Raw genomic sequence first — 23,388 nt, forward strand, 5'->3', positions numbered from 1 at the left:
TCACCAGATCCGAGAAACAGAACCTAGGGGAGGAGCACTGTTTCCGGCGCGCGCGGTGTTCAGCTGTCGTGCAACGGTGCGTGGTCGAAGAATCGATGGTGGTCATTGATACGGATCTCCCGAACGCCGGGATAGGCGCGGGGCAGTGCGTCGTTGGTCGCGGCGATGACTTGGCAGGCGTAGCCGTCGGGCGAGGGATCGTCAGCGATGGAGATGAGCGTGTCCATCAGCCGCAGACCGGTGTCGTGGTCCAGGCCGGTGGAGCCCAGGCCGGAGAGAGGCGAGTCGATGATCAGCAGCGGCGGCACCCTCACCAGGGCATCCACCCGGCCGAGGTCACGCAGGGACAGGAGCATCGCGACGTTCGTGGCGACCTTCGGGCTGCCCCCCACCGAGATGTCGGTGAACGTCTTGTCGGGTTCGTTGTGTTCCTTCACCCGGACGGTGAAGTCCTCCGGGTCGATGGAAGCGGTCTCGACAGCCGGATTGATCTGCCGCAGCCGCTCGAGGAAGAACTCCGACCACCGGCCGGTGACTTCCTTGCGGCGGACCTCGTGCGCGGTCTTGGCGGCGTCACGGGCGTCTTGCGCCGCCTCCATCGCCTCCCTCGCCGTCCCGACGACGGCCTCCTGGGCGCGGATGTAGTCGGCGTCGTCCAGCCGCCGCTTGAGCTGGGCCACATCCCGGCTCAGACCATGAGCGTCCCTCTCCGCCTGCTGCGCCGCCTTGCGCGCAGGAGCGAGATGGTCCTGGTCGTAGGCGTCTCGGGCAGCGAGGGCGTCTGCCGCGGCCTCTTCAGCCTCCTGTGCTGTTGAGGCGGCGGCCTCCGCAGCGTCGCGCAGCCTCTGGGTCTTCAGCCGCAGCCGCTCCGCCTGTACACGGGCAGCGGCGATCTGCCGCTCACGGCGGTCTTCGCCGTCGGCGTGGGGCCGCCCGCACTGCGGGCACAGCCCCGGCTCACGTTCGGGAAGGATCTGTCCGCACCGGGTGCAGTCCTGGGGCAGGGGAGTGAGCAGGGCGTCGAGTTCACCTTCCGCCCGTGCCTGGTCGGTCGCGGCGACATTCATCTTGGCCTGTGCGGCATCGGCCTGCTTGGCGGCCTTGCGGCGCTGCTGTTCGGCTGCCTTGTGCAGGGCGATCAGCCGCCCGTGCTCCCCGACCGCGGCCGTCAGATCCCCGGAAACCTTCTGCCAGCGCTCGGTCGCCGCGTGGTGCTCACGGAGCTTCTGTTCGTGCTCGGCACGGATACCGTCCGGGTCGGCCAGCGCGCCGGTGTCGCGGAGCTTCTTGAACTGGCTGAGCGCGGAGCGGGCAGCCCGGTGGCGGGACTCGGTCTCGGAGGCGTTCTTCTCCAGGCCCGCGAGGCCCTCGTTCCACAGCCCGAGAACCACCTCCAGGGCCAGGACCCGCGCGGTGTCCTTCTCCCCGCCGAGGAACTCGGAGGCGATCGTGTTCTGCCGCAGGGCCATCGCGGTGCCGTAGAACGCGTCCAGCCCGACACGGGTCGTTCCCCGGGCCGCGGCCGGCAGACCGAGCAGGTCCTGGACGAACGCGCCCGCCGTGCTCTCCCCTGTCTTGGCCGTGACGACCGGCAGCGAATGCTCGATCCCGTCCGGGGCGTCAAGATTCTTCAGCAGGACCCGCGCCCGGTGATCCGCCCCGCTCCGGGTCGCCTGCCAGCGAGTGCCGGCGACCCGGAAGACCAGCCGGACAAGCTGGCAGGCGCGTACCTCCGGCATGACCGTCGTGTTCATCAGCCCCAGCGGATACAGCAGAGCCTCGACGGCGGTCGACTTCCCCGACTTCGAATGCCCGACCAGGAAGGTGACCAGACCGGTGAAGTGACGGACATACCAGACACCACCCCGCTGGAACTCCAGTCTTTCGATGACAAACGACGGGCCCACTGCTACTCCTCGGCTCGGCTCGCGCTGTACCCCCTCGATGGAAACGAGCCGCCGCCAAATGGGTGACGCCCCGCCCTCATACCGAGATCGCTGCCAGTCACGAGAACGCAAGCGGCCGACTCCGGGAGATCAGGGCTCACCCGGAACCAGCCACGACCCGGTCAGCAGTTCCCGGGGCGTGCCGTCACAGGATCGAGCCAGAGAACTTGACGAAACGGCCTCACCGATACATCGGACCGGCCAGACCATCGAAGCCGTGGAGACGGCCGACGACGGACAGCAGGCGCAGCATGCGGTCACATAGTGGCGCCCCGAGAGCTGTCTCACCTGCGTCCACCCAGGCCCGTTGCGTCCAGGAGCCGAGTGAATCACCGGCAGGGGAAGACCCCCTCACCCACTGCCGGATCGGACACGGCTGCCAGCAGCTCCCGCGCCCTGCAGATGTTTCAAGACGGGGCTCCGCCTGGGGTAACAGGAGGTAGGGGGCGCGGAACTTCAGGGCCGCCGCCCGGCCTGCGGTCCTCGCGGTCACCGACCGTCCCTCTAGGGCCCCTCGCGTCCGCACCGGCGGCTTCGTCAAGGAACTGCAGGCTTTCCGAACCACAGATGGCTCCTGCCGGGGGCCGGCCTCGTCGTGCCCGCCACCCAGGAACCGGCAAGGGCCGCTATTTTCATCTCTCATGCACGCGCATTCATTCTGGGACGTACTCGCGGACACTCCCAACCTGTCACCGGTGCAGCAGCGCGCTGTGGCCGCAGCTCTCACTGAACGGCAGCACCCGGAGGTTGCCGCCCGGTTCTTTGTCCGGCCGGACCTCGGAGACGAAATACGCCATCAGATGGTCCAGGACACCCGGGACTCGCGCATACTGGCAGCCCTCCTGTCGACATCAGCGGTGACAGGCGGCCACCTGAAGGCTGCGGCTCACCGGCTGGGAGCCGAGACAGTACTGATGGTGGCCATGAGCTCTGGCCGCGATCTGACAGAAACGCTGCTCGCACTCATCGACCAGCTCGATCACCACGCCGCACGCCGAGTGACGATGGCGTGGAATCCCGCCGATCCGCGGGTGCGCTGTGCCCTGATCTGTGCGGCCGCACGCCGTCCCGTCGCACTCAGCGGCGACTTCAGGGACCTCACCAAAGCGGAACGCGAAGAGCTGCACTCCGTCTCCCAGGCATGGCACGACGATGTGTGGGCACTCCTCGAACCAGCACCCGCGCGTCCTCTCTGGCCGGCGCTCGTGCGCCACGCCGAGTTCGGCCGCATGATCACAGGCATTCTCCTCCATCGCGCGGACGACCTCGACGACTCTGTGCTGCTGGCGTGTTTGGAAGTGGCATTCCCTGCGGTCTCAGAGGAAGACGCGGACAAGGACGACCTCTTCTGCGGCACTCTCGGCGCGTCCCTCACCCTCGACAGCGTGGCCCGGACCACCACCCGGCACCCGCGGGCCTTCCTGCTTCACGGGCCTGCCCTGCGCGATGCCGTCGCCGCGGCCGCCGCCGAGCTGACGGGCGAAGTAGGTGAAGAAGGTATCTACGAGAGCGCCTGGGACGTATTCGAGACACTTGCCGGAGTGTGCACCTCACCCGATGTCCTGAGGGACGCCGCCCGATGCCTGGACCAGGCCGCCCCTCCGACCTGGCAACGGCACCGGCGGCAGACGCCGGAGTGGACCGCCGCCCGCTCACAGGCCGCCGGCGCTCTGGCCCTCAACCCGTTCTGCCCGCCCGAGGCACTCACCCTGCTCGCTCCGTTCCTCGGCGAAACCGTGGCCGCCCGTTTCATCGAACACCCCGATGAGCTGACCCGTGACACCGCGGCCCGCATCGTCAACCAGGCCCTGGAGCGCGCCCACCGGACCGCTCCGGCCTCACCGGCGCCGTCCCACCAGCCCGCCATTCCTGCTGTCCCGTCCGACGACAACCTCGCCGAGCAGAACGACCCCACGGCAGCACTGTCCGCCTTTCTCCCCCTCAAAGGCCCCGCCGCCCGCCGCCGCGAAACCGCACAGGCCATCCTGAACTCCCGCTACGCTGATGCCTCTCACCTCGGACAACTGCCCGCGGTTCTGGTCCTGGCCCATACCGAGCACGCACCGGCGGTCGCGGCCCTACTGCTCCAGGAACTGGGGGACCGCGGCGAAGCCTGGGAAGCTTTCCGGCGCAGTGCGCTCCGACTGACACCCAACGCCCCCAAAGCCCTGGGAACCCTCATCGGGGAGTCGAGGGCCGGCACGCCCTGACCGCGGACCGCCTGCCCAAGGAGCCCTGTATATGACAGCGGGTTACCTTGATCGCCCCGTTCGGTAACTGCCTACGGTGGGCCTGGATACACTTCGGCCCACCGATGCCTTCATCCGGCTGTCTCAAGGTGCCCGAGTTCATGGAAGAGTGCCGTCCCCACCCGCGTCCCGGTCGCCGGACAAGGACGTCGCGGCAGCGGAGCTGCAGGGGGCCGAGCAGTAGCACGACGAGGGACACGGCAGAAACAGCACGTCACCGTGGCGTCCCGGAAGCTTCGACTGTGGGACTCGGCCATACCCCTCGCTGCGTGCGCCCAGCTGTTCTGACGCCGGGTCTGTTCGCTCGAACCCTGTCAGGATGTGAGTAATTTGGCCTGCCGGTAGGCCTCTTGGAGGAGCTGGAACACCTTGTGGTCGCCGCCAGGCTTGTCGGGGTGCCAGGCCACGGATGCTGTTCTGTAGAGCCGCACCAGTGATGCGGGGTCCGAGGCCGAGCGGATGGTGCCGGCAAGTTCATGGAGGAGCGGAAAAGCCCGCCCGGCGGGGAGGGGCGTGGCGGCGGTGATGCGGTCGAACTCCGCGTGGTAACTGCGGATCTGCGATGCCCGGGCCCGGCGCTCCGTGCTCTCTCTGCGGCGCCGGTTGTACTCCTGCTTCCCCACCCGATCACGCCAGTTGGCCTGCTTGCACGCGTCCGAACAGAATCGGGGAACCGGCCCCGGCTTCCGGGGCCGGTTCCAGCTCAGCTCGCACTGCGCACACTCAAGCCGCTGAACGGCGACACCTTCCTGCTCCCGCACCGAACGAACCTGCCGTGCCATGTGGCTGTCTCCCTTGCTTGCTGTGCTCTGCTCACTGTTAGCAGCAGGAGATCAAGGCGGTCAGACGATCGCCGTATGCGTACCGCTTTCGGTGATGCAGGCACCGCAGCGCTGGACGCGGATCGTCTACCGGTCGGAGGGTTGATTTACCCATGAATGCAGCGATTTGAGTGAGTGGTTTATCCGTATTACCTACCTGAGGGAAGTGGGCTGCAACAGCGGGTAGACTGCCCTCCTTTTTGCCGTTTCACCAGCTCAGGGGTCCGTTGCGCGGTCGGGTGTGGGCCCCGTCCGCAGCCTTTATTCGTAACACCACTGGAGGCAGGGGCGCCTGCCGGATCACCGCAACACAGACTCCTGATCCGCGCTCCGTATACCGCCCTGATCGATAACGCTCGAAGGCATCTGCCAGCCGTCGGAACGGCCGGGGGCCGGACCGCCTCCGGAGGTGACGACTCCGATGCCGCGCTCGGTCGCAAGGCGCTCCCGGGCCGCACCGATTGCGGTGGGACGGTACGGCGCTGCCTTCCGCCCAGCCGGTGGCGCCGACACGGCGGCTGCTGCTTTGCCGAACCAGGCCATGGCGATGAGTGGTCGCGGCTCTGCCGGGTACGACTTCCGTCAGTGTGCAGACCCCGTCGGTCGGTTGGCTGTCAGTCTCGGCCTTGGTGCCGGCCTCGGCGTGGACTTGTGGCGGAACAAGCCGAAAGGCACAGCTGGCCACACTGCTTCCCGGTCGCCGGGGTGCCGGGAGATGATCGCGACAGGAAGCGCCTCGTCAAGGTCCCGCACCGTCACACCTCGGATTCACACCTTGCCGCGACGGCACGCGGGTCCCTGTCCGCGCGATGACGATCCTTGCCGGGGGCTGTCCCTGCCGAGTGCCAGCATGTGGCCAGCGCAGGGATGTAACCCTCGCAGGGGGTGAGGGAGGAAGGGCCGACGGCCAATGGCGCCGAGATCGCCGTGCATCACCCTCCCCTCCCCCGAGTAAAAACCTTCAGAGGGCGCGGGCGGGGCGGTATGTATCCGTCCGCAGGTGAACCGGTCCGCAGTCCGCTCTCATCGTCGGCTATGCGACATCCGACTCCGGGCGCCCCGTGATCGGAATACGCACCGCCTTTCCCGTGTAGGCAGAAATCCCCTGAGTAACAACAGAAGCATGGGCCCCGGCTTTCACTTTTATTCGCAGTTCGCATGGCGTGAAATATTCGCCACGAAGCCTGTTCTTTCGGTAGACGCGACGAAAAAGCCTCCTCATGACTGAGCTGAGGTGACGCTGTGCTCATGCGACTTCATCTGCTGCGGTGGATTCTCGACCCCGTCACGAGCTGGCGGGCTTTGCGGTGGTCTGCCAGAAGCCGTGGCCGGACATCGCTCGACGTGGCGTGGCGTCACATCCGTGTGGAGCGGTTCCCTGAAGAAGGCCCGTACCGGCGGCACGGGCATGAGCCTCCTGTCACTCCCGATCGCGGCAAGGGAGACCCTCGCCGGCCGAACGGATGACCGAACTGGTGCCCCTCGATTTCTGGCCGAAGTTATCGAAGGCCGGAGAAAACAAAGATCTTCCTGGACAACTTCGCGAAACTGTTCTCTGCTGTGCAGGTTGTCAGGAAGAATCAAACGGCCCTTTTATTCAAATGACTGAGGAGCGAAAGTTGCCGGATGCTACTGAGATCGCCATGATCGGTGCAGCCCTGCCCGCCACGCTGACCTTTGTCTTTCAGCGTCTGGAGCGCCTGCTCAGCTCGCGCGGCGCTCAGCCGGAGCCGGGCGTCACTGCCCCCGATGCTCTGGTCGGCACGCTGCAGCTGCCCCTGGAGCCCGACGAGAACAGGCTGCAGACCCGCCAGGCCGAACTTGAGGTGCTGCACGACGCGCTAGAGGACTACGCCCGCGGCGGCACACCTGCCACTACCTCGGATCAGCGCTTCATGCGCAACTTGGCCAGGCTGCGGGCAGCGCTGGAAGACATCTACAGCCAGCACCTGACCTTCGAGGGCGAAAACCGGCCCGCCTCCGGGCCGTTCGTTCATCAGAAGCTCAGCACGCTGACCGGCGAGGCCACCGGCATGGACGCCGACAAGATCGCCGGGCACTCCCGCGTGGTCCAGGATGTGGAGAGGGTCGACGCAGGGGCCAAGCTGATCGGCATGAAGGGCCGACAGATCGGCGGGTAGCCACGCGGCCCGCCCGCCAGCCACCCGCCGCGCGTGATCGTTCCGTGGCCCCAACCGAAGGGCTGACCCTTGACGTTCAACGAAACGGCCGACCGCGACCTCACGCCCTCACCGCCCGTCGCTATGCCCGTGTCCGCAGCCTCTGAACCGAACGTCATCCCCGGCCCGGCCGACCCTCCGCCCACGGCACCGCAGGACCCTCCGGAGCACACTGACGAAACCACTCCTCTCACGCCGGAAGCGACCACGGTCCCCTCCGGGAGCGAGGCGCCGGTAGCCGAACCGGCTGAACCGCCCCGGACCGACGAGCCCGACACTGAGACCGCACTGGAAGCCGACGACGGCAGCGACCAGACCAGCACCAGTACCGACCAGGAGAGCGCAGCGGAAGTCGTTCAGAACGTCTCGGGCAACAACGGGACGGTCATCGGCATACAGAACATCAGCGAGATCCAACGACTGCGGGGAACACCCCTGCCCGACAGATGGATCAACGCCAAACTCTTCGCCTACCTCGTCCGCGACGACACAACAAAAGCCATCGACGCGATCCTGACTGCCCACAGGGCCGCTGTCATCCACGCCCACGCCGGCACCGGCCGCTACACCACGGCCCTTCACGCCCTCACCTCCCTCCACACGAAGACCATCCGACAGGTTCGCCGCGAACCCAACGAGAAAGTGGACCTCGGAGGGCTCAAGGACGAGGACACAGGCTGGATCCTGGACCTCCGCGACGAAACGGAGACACTTCGGACCGGCTTCGGGCTCCATCTGAGAGAAGTAGACAGCCACCTGCGTGAGACCCGCTCGTTCCTTGTCGTCGTCACCCACACCGACGTCTGGAAGCGGGTAGCCGATGAAGCCCCCGAACTGGACCACCCGCTCACACCGGCAGATTCCCTCGCCGTCCTCAGGGCACATCTCAGCAGGCAAGAGGACCCTGTTGACGAACTGGAGAAGTGGCTCGCCGAACCAAAGATCACCCAGCACCTCGAAGGCGAGCCCCCGGGCCAGGCCGTCCGCTGGGCCGAGAAAATCAGCACCGCCGTCACGCTCAACAGCTCTACCGAGGATCCCAAGGACTTCGCAGAACTCGTTGACTCCGTCGTCCAGTCAGTCCGGAACTGGCGAAGCCGCCTGCTCGACTGGCACACCGACCACACGGCCAGCAGCCACCGCACCTACATGCTGGCCGCGGCGGTGCTCGACGGAGCACCCGCCAGGACCGTCTACGACGCCCACGCCGCACTCGGCACGGCTCTCGGTGACAAGCCTGAGCCCACCAAGGGACAACAAGGCCCAGGGATCATCCAACTCACCCACGTCATCGGCGCGGAACTCGGATCCGACGACCGCATCCGCTTCCTGAAGCCCGGATACGCCGAAGCGGTCGTCGACTACTTCTGGGTCGACCGCCCCCACCACGTCGAGGCATTCACCATCTGGACCGCAGACCAGGCGGCATCACTGCCCCATGACCTCGGCACCCCACTGGCCGACCGCGTAAGCCAGTGGGTCACCCGCTACACCCTCGCCAAACAGAGCCTCACCATCCTCCGCACCATCACCGCGCACTGGGCCAACTCCACCCACCTCAAAGGCCAGGCCGAAGAACTCCTGGTCGCCGCCGCCATCGACCCCGTGACCGGCCGCCTCGCCCGCAGGCGATACCTCCAGTGGGCCAAGGCACCTGATACGACAGACCTCACCCACGGCAAGCAGACCCCCATCGCCCTCAAACGGGCTCTCGCCGCGGCTCTGGCCCAACTCGGCTCCGCATACCCGGAGCACTCACTCAAACGCCTGTCTGAACTCGCCGCCCACACCAATGAAGCTTCTGTCACAGACGCCGTCGGCGACGCCCTCATGGACCTGTGGGACCAGGAGAACCTCCAGGAAAAGATCCGTACCACCCTCGCCTCCTGGTTCGACAGCGCCCAGGACCACTACACCGCCGCAGCACGCCGCGCCTTCCTCCACCTCGCGGACCGGACCACCCCTGACGGCACCCCTGTCCTGGCCACGGACGGCGCCGGAACAGGCACCTGGAGCCTCACCGGCTGGCGCTGTGCCCTCGACAGCACGGCAACCCCCCAGGTCCAAGCCGCCGTCAGCACGTGGCTCAACGCGGCCCTCGCCCACCCCGGTCTGCGGCCCGCGATCATCGAGACCTTCACCGAGGCCATCCACCGCTCCGACACCGACCACACATACCTTGCGCAGCGTTACATCGTCCTCAACCACGCAGCCAACGGCTGGGAACCCGCTTACGCCGGGCAGCACCCCACCGAACGCACCCGCCTGCGCGACGAACTACTCATCGCCATGAGGGAAGCAGACCCGACAGCCCCCACACGCCCGAACCATGCCCCGAACACGCCGTAAAAACGGTGGCTGGCCCACACCCCGCGCCGGCGCTCTCGACATCACCTGCCCAGCCCCCAGCTCCATCCCCGGCTATCCCTTCACCCTCACCCTCAAAGGAGCCTGGGAAGAACTCCCCGCCCCCAGCCCCCATCACAGCCCCAAGGCAGCCGTCACCGACCACGCACTGACCATCGCCCGCAACATCACCTCAACCCGTGCCCCGACCGACACCATCCCAGCCGCGGCACGCATCAACACCCTCCTTGGCCGTCCCATCGACGTCCCCGACATCCCCGTCAGACTCACCTGGGCCCACGTACACCTGACCGCCACCCCCGACGCGCTGGGCGCCACAACCAGGCATCAGCGCCGCCTACACGAGGAGGAACAGCGCCGCGCCGAGCGGAACCGCCGCCTCGACGAAGCCCAGACCCTGCGCGACACGCTGATGAGCGACCCCTCATACGCTCTGGCCTACTGGTTCACCACCGCACCGCAAACGATCGACAAGGACACGATCACCCGCCTCGAACAACTCCACAGCGCAGCAGCCGCTCACGCACCGCAAGGCCGCTGGGCCCCCCTCGCCCGCATGCTCCACACCTTTGCCGACCGCCTCCCCGACGACGCCAGGACCCACCTGATCGACACCCTGGCCGCCCTTACCGACCGGTACGGGGATCCGGACATCGCTGCCGCGATCCGGACGCTACAACCGATACCTCTCGGGGACAGCCGTCCGCATTGACATTCTCCCCTCCCCGAAAGAAGCGGAGTTCTGGCTCAGGCGGTCTGCGGGGGGCAGCGCCCGGAGGACAGAGGGCTGTATCGAGGGGCTGCCGAGCGCAAAGGCGTCCACTGTTACAGGTCCGGAAACAGCGAATCCTGCTGGTGAGAGTTCTGCCGCGGAACCGTACGCCGCAACGGGTCCGCCTCCGGCTCGGACAGTGCAGTCCGGCATGCAGCACGCAACTGTGCCAGCGGCTTCCGAGCACCCAGGAGGTGCAGGAATTCCTCGCTGGTCCAGCCGATCATCATGCCTTGGCGGGCGAGGTAGAGACTGATCCGGTCGATGCGGAAGAGGTCGTCGTAGTCGAGCAGGAGATACCCGGCGAGCTGATACAGCTCCGCTCTGCCCTGCCTGTGCGGGTGGACAGTGGCTTTGCAGTCGATGAGATGTCTGGCCGCGATGAAGTCCGCGTCCGCGCCGCCGACATGCGCGCTGCCACCGAAGGTGGGACCGCACACCCGACCGGCCCCGGAAACGCTGAGCACCCACCGCAGAGCGCCGGGCCGGTCGGCCAGGTCAACCAGCCGGCCGATGTCTTTCGGCACATAGTCGGGTACCTGCGCGAGCATGCCGTCGAGTCCACGGGCCGGATCTGCCTGCAGCAGCGGATTGCCCGGACGCAGCCCCTCCCGGTACACCTCCTCGAAATGGGAGGCGACGAAACACAGCCGGGCCAGACGCACTTCGGCCTCATCGGCCAGCCGCATCGCTCCGCCAGATGCGGCTGGCTGCTGTGCTTCCAGTTCGCTGAGGAGTTCGTCGCCGGCCGCGCGGGCCGCGAGGCCGGCCCTGAGGGTGATCGCCCGTGCGATATCCAGGGCAGCCAGGTCGATACCTGCCGTGAGCGGTGAGCCGACAGGCGTGCCGAACGCCACTCGCAGCCGCAGATCGATCGCCCGCCCCAGCCCGCGGTAGTCGAACGGCCCCGATCCCTCGGGCCTCAGAGTGTCCGGCCGCAGGGGCAACTGGGCCCGATAGCTGCCGATCAGGGCGGCCACGCCCGGCAGATGCCCGGCCAGGAAACGTGACATGGGGGAGTCCAGGTCTTTGAGAGAGCTCGTCAGGCTCACGGCGACACCGTCCCCTCCGGGAAGGGAAACGCTGTATCTGTGCACATCATTCGAAGTCTCACTTCGTTGTAAGGGGAGGTGATTTCCGCGCTGTGCGCTCAACTGCAATGACCAGCGCAAGGGAAAGGAACGGATCTGAGAGACCGTTGGCCGCCGGCCGACCGCTGCGGGGGCACCGGCGGTTGCTTCCGCTTTGGGGCGGGGGAAGCCTGTGAGGCAGCGGCAGCCCGTCCATCTGCTACTCGGCTTTGAGTGCTTGCTCGACGAAGGCACGGACCAGGCTCTGCACACGGGGGGCGGGAACGGTCACTTCCCAGCGCCGCGAGAGAGGGTGGTCCCAGCAGGTGAGATGCAGGATGACCGAGCCGTCCTCCTGTACCCGGCCGTACCCGTGGGGCTGACGTGTGCACGGACCGTGGGGCTCGATGGCGCCGGCACGGATCAGGATCTCAGGATGGTGGCGGGCGGGTACGGTCCGTTCACGGTGGCAGCCCTTGCAGCGCAGGAGGTGTTCCATTGCGCCCGGCCGGTCGATGAACCGGTGACCGCCGCCCTCGTAGGTGTTGCAGCTGGCGCACAGCGGACCGCGCACGAAGCCGTGTTCGTGACAGTGATCCCAGTACATGGCCTGCCGCGGGCTCGTACACAGTCGGCACAGGAACATTTCCGGCTGCGCGTTCTTCGGCAGCGACGCATACAGCCTGCCGCGCAGATGGTCCTTGTAGGGCCGTGCGATGGCGGTGATGCACGAGGGGCACAGGGTGGTGTAGCCGGCGTTACTGGACGTGCGCCACTTCCAGACGTCTCCGCCGGTACCGCAGCGGCCGCACCGGGCGGCTTGTTCGACGCACTCGGCGGCGATCCTGTCCGCCCGGTCGAGGAGGGCGGCGTAGGCACGCGGAACCATCCAGGCGCTGCCGGACCACGTCAGCAGCGGCAGGGGGCTGGTGCACGCGATAGGCCACTGGCCGTAGCGTTCCTTGACCTGTTCGAAGGTAGCTCCGCACCCCAGCCCATGGCGGTTCGGCCGGACACGGCTGCACGGTTGCTGTCCTTCACAGCTGCAGCCGTTGGTGCTCTGGTCCTTGTATGCGATGTCGTCGAACCAGCGCACGATCTGTGAACGCCACGACCGACCATGTACGGCGGACGGGAGACGGGCGTCGACCAGGTCGTCGGGATCGACCGGGAGAGAGGCGAGCCGTTCGCCGGCCTTGCGGATGTCCCGCTCGTCCAGCCGCCACCTGTTCTTGTACTTGTGACCCCGGACGGCGATGTCTCCGATGAGTACGTGGTTGCTGATCTGGAAGGCGTAGCGGGACAGCGAAGCAGGGGCTGCGGGGACGAGGCAGCCCTCGGTGAGTTCCGCCAGCAGGCGGTTGGCGTACTCCGGACTGATCAGCGCCATGGCGCGTTTCTCCTTTCACGTGCGGGGAAGTGAGCGGGGCGGAAGTGTGTATTACGTGGCGGTCCGCGGACACAGGCGCAGTGCGCTCCATACCGGGAATGGCGGGCGGAGGAGCCCGCTGCGTGGCCGGGAGATGTCACGGGCACGGCGCCGTCCCGGGGCGCCGCGAGGACACCGGTTCCCAGCCGCCGATCAGGAAAGCGGCCCTGGCCTCCTCGGACACGGTGCGAGGCCGGCTGCCGGCGAGAAAACTGGCACGGTCGCTGTATCCGGCGGGACGCGCCGCCACCTGGTGCACCGTCCACAGGCCCTCAACGCCACTGCCGTGTGCCACAGTGAGCAGCCACTGCCTGAGCGGATCGGCCCCGGCGGCTTCCCGAGGCCTGGTCCGGGCACGGGCACTCAGCCAGTCCGCGAGCCACGGCCTGCCCACCTGGCGGCCGATCTCCTGCAGCAGCCCCTCCGTGGCAGCGGTTACCCCCCTCGACGCGACGGTCTCGCGCAACCGCTGCTGGCGGCGCGGGTTGACGAGCAGCCGGGCCACAGCGACCGTCTCCGGATAGGACACCAACGCGTGCGACACCACGGCCCTTGGCGTGCACCCCGTGACCGCGGCCAACCGGCGCACACGGCCCTGCCAGACCGCCTCGGCCTCCCACCCCTGTACCTGCCACGACCACACCACCGCCGCAGCAAGGGCCACCACATCTGCTGCACCCGGGTGAGCACGCACCAGCGCCGCATGGTGCCGGTGCGCCGTGAGAACCTCGGGCAGATTCTCCAACGCGATACTCGCCGGCCGCCCAGGATGCGCGAGCAGCCAGCGCCGGTGCCGCCGGCAGATGTGCCCGGCCGCTCCCGGATACACCAGCACCGGCCGCCCGGAACTCCACGCCCGCCCGGTACACGGAGGACAGGCCACCACCCACCCCTCGCACGGCACATACCAGGCAGCCCGCAGGCTCCCATCGTCCGTGAGGCGGCTATGCGTGGCGCCGAGACTGGGCATCAGACGGGTGAGCCAGGCGAGGGATAACCCGGTGAACCGGGCCAGAGCCATCCGCGCGGGCGCGTTGAGGAACAGTTCCAGACCGGTGTTCGGGGTACCCGTCACCTGCACGCCGTGCAAGCCGCCCAGGCTGCTGCGCAACAGGTCCTGGGCCGGCAGACCGTAGCCGGCCGTCATCCTGCGGATCCAGGAGCCGGTCAATTCCTCCGCGACGGGCGGAACACGAACAAACCTGGGCATGGCGGGGACACATTCCACGGACGTTGTCCTTAACAGCAGAGCAACACGAGCAGGACGGGGGCGGGGACGAGGCCAGACAAGGAACACCGGAGAAGAAGCAGTCCCGGACGGTGCGAAGGGCACCCGAAGCCGCCCGGCAGACAGCCGGGCGGCTCCCGGCTAGCTCCGGGGGCGCTGTTTGCGGATGGCGCGTGCCGCGTTCGTGGCCTGGACGTCGAGGACCACCTGCGACAACTGCTTCTTCGTGATCGTCAAGCTCTCGTCCACGATGGAGCGGATCGCGGCCTCCCGGACGAGGAGGGAGAGAGTGGACATGACTCCGCCTGTGCGGAGGTGGACGTAGTCAGCGTGCCGCACCAGCGTTCCGGGCCGGTGACGCGCCAGCCGCAGCGCCGTCTCCATGCTCCCCAGCAGCGCGCGCCACACCTCCTTCTGCGCAGGGGTGCCGTTGAGCAGAGGAGGAGTACGCACGATCTTGCACCGGGCGGCGAGCTGCGCACCGCGGGGCCCGTTCAGCAGCGGGGAGTTCTCCACATCGACACCAGCCAGCACGAACGTCGCCGGTACCCGCTCCGCGAGCGTCTTGACCTGGTCGGAGGTGTCGGCGCCGGGCCGGGTGCGAGTGTTGAGCAGGTGTACGTCGTCGATGAACACCAGCCGGGTACGCCGCTCGCACAGTACGTGGCACACGGCGTTGGTGATGGTGTTCTCGGTCATCCGGTCATGGACGGGAATGCAGGCGAACCGGGCCAGGACCTGGACCAGGCTCTTGGGTGTGCAGGTGGGCGGGATGGAAGCGAACGCCACAGGCATGGATCCTTCACGGCCCGGAGTACGCCGCCGCTCGCTGCGCTCGAAGAATCGGCCGATTTCCGCGAGCGTGGTCGATTTTCCTGCCCCCGGTGGACCGGACACGATCAGGCCTCGCCGGGCGGTGCCCCGCTGCCGATTGTTCACCAGCAGTGTCACACGCAGTTCGTTCAGTGCCTGGCTCATGGGAGGGGTCTTGAGAGTGACGAACGCGGAGTGATAGTCCAGCAGCTTTTCTTTGTTCCAGGACGGATCGTCGACCGGTGGCGCGATCATCCGCGGGCGGGAGACGTCTGCCTGCCACAGAACCGAGTTCGTGACCGGGGCAGGAGTGATCTCGTCGTCGGGGAAGTCGCCGCTCGCGACGGCGGTTACGGCAGCCACCGGTCCTCCTCCGGGTTCATGTCGCTGAGGATGAGGGATTCACCGGCGGCAGGCCCGGCCTCCGGTTCGTCGTCAAGAAGGCCGAAGACGTCGTCGTCCTCGTCCGGGACGGTCTCGTCGTCGATATCAGGCGCCGCGTACACGCCGGCCAGCCCGAACGACAGAGCGGGCACGTCCAGCACGCTGATCCCGCCTTCGGGCACCGGCACCGCCCCCGAAGCCCGGGACTTCGCCACCACCCGCCGCTCCGCAGCCGACAGGTTCTCCTTGCGGGCCGCCCGCCGTAGGAAATCGTCGAGAGCCAGGACCAGTTCGGCCTCGTGCTCATCGCGCGAGCCGGTGCGCTCGACCACTGAGCAGATGTGCTCCCAGACGTGGTGCGTGAACGGGAGACCGACCGAAGTGGTGTGGATCCACGGCACCTCACGGAACCCGTCCGGCAGCCGGACCCAGATCCGCACAGGGTCGTAGGGGTTGTAGTGCACTTCCCACAGGCCCCTCTGCGACCGCACTCCGGAGTCCTGCCCGCGGTGGCTGTTGAGGCATTTGTCATCGTAGGTGCGGTAGTCGAACCGGATGCCGGCATCGGTGATCGGCTGCCAGCGCACCGGCAGCAGTTCCACGAAGTCGTCCGACGACAGGGGCACCGGCACGTACCCGGCAACCGGCAGCAGCGCCGCCCACATCTGGTTCGGGGTGAGAGCCTTCTTCGGCATCAGCGGATGCCGAAGCCCCGCATGCGGACGGTGGTGCCAGTGCACAAGGAACTCCTCCCACAGTGCCTGGAGTTCGGCCACGCTCCACAACGGCTCCTGTTCGACCTTGGAGCCGCGCTCGCTCACGCTCGAACCGGTGTGACCGGGCAGCCACTGGCAGAACAGTGAATTGACCGAGCCGAAAGGCCTCTCCACATGTCCCTTGGCCGGTCCGTTGGCGGGAGGCACCGGCTGCAGCGAGATCCCCAGGCTCTCGCACGCCGCCTGGGTGGCCGGCGAGACGAACACCTTGCCCTGGTCGACCACGATGGTCTCGGGCACGATCACGGGGCGGGCCGCCGCGTCCTTCAGCCGCTCGTCCACAGCAGTCAGCCGCTCGTGCGGCACCACGGACGCGGCCATGGCCAGCCCCTCAGGCCAGTGCGGGCGCATGACCATCGGCGTCATCATCTGCGCCAGCAGCACCGCCACATCCGTCAGCTTGCTCCCCGCCGGCCGCAGCACCCCCCACAGACCGCGCACGGCCACATCAACAGCGGTGGTCAGCTCCAGCCGCCCCGCCACCCCGTCGTCCAGGCGCACCATCACGTCCAATGACGAACTGTCCATCATCACGATCTCGCCCGGACGCAGCGCCACTGTCGGCTTGAACGGCGGCGTGGGACGGGCGGCCCGGGCCCGCCGCTGCGCCACCGTGCCCTGCAGCCCGAGGGATGCCTCCACGGTGTCGAGGAGCTTGTTGAAGGTGGACTGCGGAGGCACCCGGACCGTCCCCTTGCTGTCCTTGCTGTGGTTGTCGGCCAGCCACCACTGCACCTCCTTGCGCATCCTCTTCTTCCACCCCCGTGACCGGGAGCGGTGAGCCTCCACGGGCAGCAGGGCGCGCAGTGCCTCGACCACCCTGGGCTCGGCCCGGCTCAACCGCGCCGAGCCCCCACGCTTCCTGGCCAGCCCCCATACCCCGTCCGCGTGGTAACGGTCACGCCACCTGCGCACCGTTGCCCGGCTCACGTCCTCCCAGCCCTGCGCGGTCAGTTCATCGGCCTTCGCCTGCTCACGCTGGGCCAGCGTCGTGGAGTCAGGGTCGTACTCAGTCCTTACCGGGCCCTTGCCAACCAGCATCGGATGCCCGGTCTCCACCTCACGGACGTGCCGCTCCAGAGCGAAAGCACGCCACCGTTCGCCCTCGGACACGGTCGACAGCAAGCCCATCTGCGGCACCCGCAGCCGCTGCGGACCGCCCACCAGCTCGAAGGAAGCATCGCCGAGCAGCTCAGCCAGGCCGAACACCGCCACAGTTTCGTTCCCGTCTTCCCTGCCCTTGCCCGCCAGCCAGATCCGCGGGCCGGAGGCCAGGGCTGCCTCGATACCGGTGACGCTCCACTCCCGGTCGCCGTAGCGCACACTGGTGCCGATCTCAAGCCTGGGTCGGCTCACCGCCCGGCCTCCGTCCGGCACGTCACCGCGACGGTGCGCTCGTGCAGCGGATACTCCAGCGGCACACTCAGCACGCCACCCCACAGAGCATGGAACACCGCAGGCCACACCGCGATCGGATCGCCCAGCATCCGCACCCCCTCGACCAGAGCCTTCGGGGTGCGGAAACACTCGGTCACCTCCGGCAACCTGCCCAGCGCGCACCGCGGATGCCGGTACCCGGCGAGCCATCGCACATTGGCCACGACTGTGCGGGCAGGAGGCCCCACCAGCCGGTAGTGCCAGCCAGCCTCCAGGGCGGCCGCCTCGACCTGCACTGCCCGCCGGGCAAGGCGCCGGGGAGCCCCGCCGGCGCCGGCACAGTCCACCAGCACCCCGGAACCGTCCCAGAGCCGCGCCATCAGGTGCGGGATGTGGGAGATCACCGCACCACCCCGGCCCCGCCACATCAGCTCCACGGGACAGCAGGCCAGAGCGCTCACCGACGGATCGTGGTCCAGCATCATCAACTGGGTGCGCATGGCGCCGAATCCGTAGTGGACGGACCGCCCGGACGTCGCCGCCCACCACCACCCCGGAGCAGTACGCCTGCCCTTGAGCACCGGGAACCGCCGGACCGGGAGACACTCCTCCAGAAGTTCCTCACTCGCGGTGCGCAACCACGGCATCTGATGCTCCTGGCCGCCGCCGTCCACGAACCTTGCCTCTACCAGAGCCGGATCCACTCGGCTCACCCCTGGACGCAACCGGCCGGAACCTGCCCCTGAGGCCGGCTCCTTCTGTTTCACCACACGCATGTCGAACACGAAGAACAGACACCTTTCCTGAAAGAGAACATGAACGAAGAGCCCGAGGGCAGCACGGCGCAACCAGGCGACGTCACGCCGCGGGCCAGGAGTAAGACATGGCGCAGCGACGGCTGGCCAGAGTTCCGTCGTCGGCACGCGTGCACGCCAAGCCGTCCCACGGCTCTCGGGTCACGGCAGGCATGGTTTGCCGCGCAGCGTCGTCGTCGGGACGAACCGGGCGGGTCAGCGAAGCGCCCGATACCCCGGCCGGAGGAATGTGCAGCAGGAGGCAGCCCGTGGAGACAGGCCCTCAGGGTCCCGCCCCACCAGGACAAGCCGGCTCATGACGGAGCGGGGCCGGACAGCCTCAAAGAGGCGCGCTGCAGATGAAATGCGAAGAAGCCAGTCGTCAGGCCGAGGCGAGGCTGACGAGGTCTGCCACGTTGTCGAGCACGGCGATGTACTGGAGCGGAGGCAGAGCTCGCAGCTCCCGGTTCGTCATACCCATCAACGCTCCGGGCTCCGGCACGGGAGCAGGGGCCTCAGAACGCCGGGCAGCCCCGGCCGTAGCGGAGAGGGCCACAGAGGGGGAGATCCTCTTGGAGGAGTCGCGGCGCACGACCAACGCCAGCACCAGCCAGTCCAGCAGATACAGCGCCCGTCGGCCTTTGCACGAGAACCTCTCCTGCAGACGCTGCGCGAGAAGCTCCTGTGGAACTGGCGCGTCGTGCAGGGCTTCGATAACGGGATCCGTCACCGATGAGCAGGCGAGGAACTGCTCCTGCAGCAGGAGGCGAGCCTGCGTCTCGTCCTGCTGGTACATCTCCGCGATCGCCCAACCGGTCTCCGTGACATGGAATTTGCCGGGGGACTTGTTCACGAGGCTGGCCCTGTCCACGAAGCTCATCACTTCACTGACCGTCTCGGTGCCAAGCCCGGTCCGGTTGGCGAGCTCCTGATTGGTGACGACCAGTTGTTCTTCACCGCTGAGGGTTGCCGCGACCAGGAAGGCCCCGAACTGCTTTTCGGGAACGGTTCTGCCGCTCGGTACCGGAGGGCGGTGCCCGGCAGGAGAGGAACGTTCCGTGCTGATTCTCTCGGCCGCGGAAGGCCCAGACGGGCATCGGGAGGGATCGGTGAATCCATGGTTCATTTGTGAGGCCCCTTGTTCGGTACATGTTGGAATGACACGAGGCGCAACCTGCCACCGGTTCTGGCTATAGTGGCTGTGCGCGTGAGGCCCAAACCATGCGCAATTGGACGCCGTCGGTTGCATTGGGAGTGCCTCCGGCGGTGTCTGCGCATGTCCGGGCGCAATTACAGGTTCAGGAGTTCAGCGATTCGGTCTCCTTCTCGACGATCCGGTAGACACCGGTCCGGGGCCGGACAAGAAGCCCCCGAGTGACCAACCGCCCCAGATCGCGGGCGCAGTTCTCAGCCCTGACGTCAGGCCGCATCTTCCCTACCTGCGCCGTGATTTCACTGTAGGTGGCTTCCTTGCGCTCCTCCAGGAAGGTGTAGATGACGTCGGCGACGGTGCCCCGAAGGGGCTGGTCCGCCACCCTGACGCGCTCGGGAGGGCGAGGGGAACTGCTGTGCGCTTCCGTGCCGGCGGCGAGGAGCTGGCGGATCTGCTCTCTGGTCCTCTCCAGCGCGGCACGAGAGCTCTTCGCCATCCTGGCGGAGAGTTCCTCCTTCTCCTGTGCCGCCTGCAACTCGCGTGCCCTTGTTCGAACAAGCAGTTGATCTTCTTTATTCACCGCTTCGTCCTCGGGGGCGAGTTCCTCCAACTGCTCCAGCCAAAGCTTGAGTTTCACGATGTCGATCATGCGGATCCCCTCCCTCCAGCGTCTTGGCGAACCTGCTCACGGGCGACCTTATAGCGCACCCGCATGACAGCTCACCGCTCACACGGTCAGAAGGCCTCCCCGGAGTCTCCGCCGAGCCTGTCCGGGGCAGCAAAAGCCGTGTGCCACCTACCCTCTCCGTCGCAAAGAATCAGAGCTACCCGAAGGGATTGCCCCGCACGCCTGCGATTGACCACAAGCCCGGACAGGCATGGCCCGGCGTACTCGGCAGTTCCGATGTACGCCGATTCACAGGCCAGTTGGGACGGCGGCCGGGCGACGACAGCTGCGGCAGCAGCAATGGAAGGCCTCACTTCTGCCTGTGCCTGCAGGTATGCGTGCGCAGCGCACAGCGGAGAGGCTGTACCGGCCGATCCGCCACGACCTGCCGGAACACCCGCGACCCCTTGCACCTGCCTGACTCGCTCGCCGCCGCGGGAGGTAGGCGAGACATCGTCCGCACAGATCTGGGTTTGGACACCACGGTGTTCGCCCGGCGCGCTCCGCGAAGCTCGATCAGGCCACAGCTTCCCCGCGTAAATGCCAAGTGCGCAGCCTGGATCGGACTCCGCCGTGCGTGTCAAGGTCTCTCAGGCACGCAGAACTCGCAACGCTCCTTGACCGCATTGACCAGGAGCGTCTGTTCGCAGCCAGCGAGCAATGGGTGCCGGAGGCCGCCCGAAACATAGAGAGAGCACCCCCTGGGGTGGCGGGAAATACTGCATCTTCGGCAGGCGTGGCGCACCCGCCTGCCGCTGTCACCAACCGCAGGCGGCGGCGCTGGGCGTCGCGGGAGGCCGGAACTCGGACGGACGGCCGTGAGCGGCTCCGAGAAAGGCGGCCACGGCGCGCCGGTCCGGGGGCTTCGGCCGCAGCTGCACAGCGGCGAGCCCGACGACAGGTGTGAGCACGTGACGGACCGCCCGCCAGACAACCGTCATCTGATATCAGAGTATGGATTGACTGAAGGCAGCCGCGTGCGTAGATTTGATGCCTGATCTGATATCGCATTCTGTAGAGGTGGGGTCGTGCTGCTGACAACCGGTCAGGCCGCCGAAGAACTCGGCTGCGCGGTCACCACGTTCCGCCGGCTCGTCCACGCCGGCCTGCTGCCGGGCCTCTCCCGCCGCGGCGTACGGGTGATGGTGCCCCTCGAGACGATTCAGACGCTGCGAGACAGAGCTTCCGCACCGCTTGAACACCTCACGGCGGGAGAGATCGCCGTACTACGGGTCGATGTCGCGAAGCAGACAACAGGCACCGACAGCGAAGAGCTGACCGGGTTCTCCGCGGACCTGCCTCCCGAGACCCTGACCAAGGCGCTGCGGGGCTGGTGGCGCTGCGACGCCGCGAGCGTGGCGGCCGGGGGAGTGCTCCCGGTGACACTGTCCGGGTATGTAGTCGCCGTTCTGACCGGCCTTGACCGCTGGGAGAGGGACGACCGAGGCCGACACGGGTTTCCCGACGCGATCCTTGCCGGCTACGTCACCGACCTCGTCCAGCCCGTCAAGCATCTGACGGCGCTGGGCCCGGCCGACCGCAAGGTGGCCGACCTTCTGCTGGGAACCCGCCTCGTCTCCCACTCGGGCGGAACCATCGCCTACGTCACCACCGCCAAGACCACCGCCGGCTGAACGGCCGGAGCCCGAGGAACTGTGATGGACGCCAAGACCTACACCGCACAGCTGGCCGACCTGCGCGCGCTGCGGGACGACATCAAGAAGACGCAGGCCGCCCTCGCGAAGCTGGAGACGGACCGTGCCCGGCGGATCACCGCGCTGGCCGGATACGAGAAGGCGAAGGCCGAACGGATCGCGCCCGCCGCCGGACTGAGCCTTGCCGACGTGGCCGCGATCGCCCCGATCCTGGCCCCCGCCCCTCTCACCACCGTCCCGACACCTGCCGTTCGCGCCGCCTCCGCGGCCCAGGAACCAACCGGGCAACCCGCCCCGGACCAGACACCGGCCCCCCTCACCGAGGCTCACGGCGCCCTGGTATCCGTTCCTGCCCCGGCCCGTCCTGCAGCAACAGCAACACAGACCTCCGCTCCTGCCGAGCCCCTCACAGCACACGAGACCGCAGCCGTCCCGCCACCCGCCGTGCTGACACAGCCCCGCATACTGCCGTCCATCCCCGAAGGAACCGCCGGGGACGACTGGTTCACCCACACAGCAGGCCTGGCCTCGACCCATCCGAACTTCACCCAGCAGGCCCGCTCCACCGTCTTCCTCGACACCACCACCGGAGTACTGGTCCACCGCGATCAGACCACCCGCCTCGACCTGCCGACCGCCTCCGCCGGAGAGATCCTCGACGCCGTCCTGTACACCGTGCCCGAGGGCGTGGAACGGATCTACATCACTGCGGGCGACCCCTGGCACCGCGACGCCGAACGCCACCCCTACCTGAGGGACGCGGTTGCGGCCTGGCTCAACGCCCCCGCCTCCAGCTGGCGCACCGACACCGGCCGTGGCAAGGACCGCATGGCCGGCCACTTCGTCCACGCCCGCAACCCCGTCGGCCGCTACCAGCACGTCAACGCCGACCACCACGTGGAGATCCGGTCGGTGGGGGAGTGGTTCGACCCCGACGGTGCCGACCCCGCCACTGTCCGCGACGCATTTGTCCTCCTCTGGAAAGCCCTGCGCGTCCACTGGCCCGATGCCGTCCTCATGGGATCCCCTTCCCAGACCGGCCGCGACCTGTGGACCCGCACCATCCCCGCCCGAGGCCAGTTCGCCGACGGCTACCCCGTCCTGTCCGAAGAGCTGCGCGGCCTGCTCCACGCCACCGCAGGCCAGGGCCGCACCGAACTGATCACCCCGCCCCACGTGCCCGAACAACTCCCCGCCCTCGTCGAATACGACCGGACCTTCGCCTACGCCAAGCACACCTGGAAGTCCGCCGTCGGCACCCCCCAGCGCGTCACCGCAGCCACGTTCGCCTCCTGGTCCCAGAAACAACAGGCCAAAGCCCTCTTCGGCTCCGGCCACTGGCACGTCCGCGTCACCGTCCCCACCACCTGGCAGCACGTCGGGATCCTCCCTGCCCCCGCACCCGGCGACCGCGCCTGGAACTACCCCCACCACCCCGGCACCACCTACACCACCTGGGCCGGAGCACCCGAAATTTATACAGCCCTCACCAACCCCATCACCCCATGGAAGATCGAAATCCTCGACGGAATCCTCTGGCAGGACGGCAAACCCCTCGACGACTGGGCCAAAAAACTCAAAGAAGCCTGGGCCGCCCTCGCCGCCCAAGCCAACCTCCACGGAGACCCCAGTCAACGCCTCGCCGCCCACCTCGCCTCCCGCGCCGTCCGCTCCCTCCTCCTCTACGGCATCGGCGCCTTCGCCCAA

At 67.7% G+C, this 23,388-nt stretch carries 16 protein-coding genes; 6 read left to right on the top strand and 10 right to left on the bottom strand.

What is annotated here, in order from left to right:
* Positions 1 to 59: 59 nt before the first annotated feature.
* Positions 60 to 1,907 (bottom strand): hypothetical protein, encoded by a 1,848-nt coding sequence (locus ABTZ59_RS33430; protein WP_351422944.1) that lies wholly within the window; start codon positions 1,905 to 1,907, stop codon positions 60 to 62.
* A 962-nt stretch (positions 1,908 to 2,869) separates the two neighbouring features.
* Between ABTZ59_RS33430 and ABTZ59_RS33435 the strand changes: the two genes are divergently transcribed.
* Complete coding sequence (locus tag ABTZ59_RS33435; protein WP_351422948.1) at positions 2,870 to 4,156, top strand: hypothetical protein; 1,287 nt, start codon at positions 2,870 to 2,872, stop codon at positions 4,154 to 4,156.
* Positions 4,157 to 4,509: 353 nt separating this feature from the next.
* Here the strand turns inward: ABTZ59_RS33435 and ABTZ59_RS33440 are convergent, their stop codons facing one another.
* Positions 4,510 to 4,977, bottom strand: a complete 468-nt coding sequence (locus ABTZ59_RS33440) for a J domain-containing protein (protein WP_351422952.1) — start codon at positions 4,975 to 4,977, stop codon at positions 4,510 to 4,512.
* A 1,502-nt stretch (positions 4,978 to 6,479) separates the two neighbouring features.
* Between ABTZ59_RS33440 and ABTZ59_RS33445 the strand changes: the two genes are divergently transcribed.
* The 3 genes from ABTZ59_RS33445 (at position 6,480) to ABTZ59_RS33455 (ending at position 10,275) form a co-directional block, all read left to right on the top strand.
* Positions 6,480 to 7,157, top strand: coding sequence for a hypothetical protein (locus tag ABTZ59_RS33445; RefSeq protein ID WP_351422955.1), 678 nt, complete (start codon positions 6,480 to 6,482; stop codon positions 7,155 to 7,157).
* A gap of 123 nt (positions 7,158 to 7,280) precedes the next feature.
* Positions 7,281 to 9,545 carry a hypothetical protein gene (locus ABTZ59_RS33450; protein WP_503003810.1) on the top strand — a complete coding sequence of 755 codons (2,265 nt, stop codon included), beginning with the start codon at positions 7,281 to 7,283 and terminating at the stop codon, positions 9,543 to 9,545.
* Positions 9,526 to 10,275, top strand: coding sequence for a hypothetical protein (locus tag ABTZ59_RS33455; RefSeq protein ID WP_351422962.1), 750 nt, complete (start codon positions 9,526 to 9,528; stop codon positions 10,273 to 10,275). Before ABTZ59_RS33450 ends, ABTZ59_RS33455 begins: the two co-directional genes overlap by 20 nt.
* Positions 10,276 to 10,388: 113 nt before the next feature.
* Here ABTZ59_RS33455 and ABTZ59_RS33460 read toward each other — a convergent pair whose 3' ends face one another.
* The 8 genes from ABTZ59_RS33460 to ABTZ59_RS33495 all read right to left on the bottom strand — a co-directional run bounded on the left by ABTZ59_RS33460 (position 10,389) and on the right by ABTZ59_RS33495 (position 20,008).
* A complete protein-coding gene (locus ABTZ59_RS33460) occupies positions 10,389 to 11,387 on the bottom strand; it encodes a hypothetical protein (RefSeq protein ID WP_351422965.1) in 999 nt (332 codons plus the stop codon).
* Between the two features lie 238 nt (positions 11,388 to 11,625).
* Entirely contained in the window at positions 11,626 to 12,795 is a 1,170-nt protein-coding gene (locus ABTZ59_RS33465; RefSeq protein WP_351422970.1) for an endonuclease domain-containing protein, read from the bottom strand.
* Between the two features lie 136 nt (positions 12,796 to 12,931).
* Entirely contained in the window at positions 12,932 to 14,044 is a 1,113-nt protein-coding gene (locus ABTZ59_RS33470) for a hypothetical protein (RefSeq protein WP_351422973.1), read from the bottom strand.
* A gap of 159 nt (positions 14,045 to 14,203) precedes the next feature.
* Positions 14,204 to 15,238, bottom strand: a complete 1,035-nt coding sequence (locus tag ABTZ59_RS33475) for a TniB family NTP-binding protein (protein ID WP_351422976.1) — start codon at positions 15,236 to 15,238, stop codon at positions 14,204 to 14,206.
* Complete coding sequence (locus ABTZ59_RS33480) at positions 15,226 to 17,391, bottom strand: TnsB C-terminal domain-containing protein (RefSeq protein WP_351422979.1); 2,166 nt, start codon at positions 17,389 to 17,391, stop codon at positions 15,226 to 15,228. The genes ABTZ59_RS33475 and ABTZ59_RS33480 overlap by 13 nt, the downstream gene beginning before the upstream one ends.
* Positions 17,388 to 18,059, bottom strand: a complete 672-nt coding sequence (locus ABTZ59_RS33485) for a TnsA-like heteromeric transposase endonuclease subunit (RefSeq protein ID WP_351422982.1) — start codon at positions 18,057 to 18,059, stop codon at positions 17,388 to 17,390. The genes ABTZ59_RS33480 and ABTZ59_RS33485 overlap by 4 nt, the downstream gene beginning before the upstream one ends.
* 529 nt (positions 18,060 to 18,588) lie before the next feature.
* Entirely contained in the window at positions 18,589 to 19,332 is a 744-nt protein-coding gene (locus ABTZ59_RS33490; RefSeq protein ID WP_351422985.1) for a hypothetical protein, read from the bottom strand.
* Between the two features lie 172 nt (positions 19,333 to 19,504).
* Entirely contained in the window at positions 19,505 to 20,008 is a 504-nt protein-coding gene (locus ABTZ59_RS33495) for a hypothetical protein (protein ID WP_351422988.1), read from the bottom strand.
* 1,046 nt (positions 20,009 to 21,054) lie between these two features.
* Between ABTZ59_RS33495 and ABTZ59_RS33500 the strand changes: the two genes are divergently transcribed.
* Positions 21,055 to 21,660 carry a helix-turn-helix domain-containing protein gene (locus ABTZ59_RS33500; RefSeq protein WP_351422992.1) on the top strand — a complete coding sequence of 202 codons (606 nt, stop codon included), beginning with the start codon at positions 21,055 to 21,057 and terminating at the stop codon, positions 21,658 to 21,660.
* 24 nt (positions 21,661 to 21,684) lie between these two features.
* Positions 21,685 to 23,388 (top strand): hypothetical protein (locus ABTZ59_RS33505; protein ID WP_351422998.1); only part of this gene is annotated, 1,704 nt, incomplete at its 3' end.

It is taken from the genome of Streptomyces sp. NPDC094034 (genome assembly GCF_040303865.1).
Taxonomy (GTDB): Bacteria; Actinomycetota; Actinomycetes; order Streptomycetales; family Streptomycetaceae; genus Streptomyces.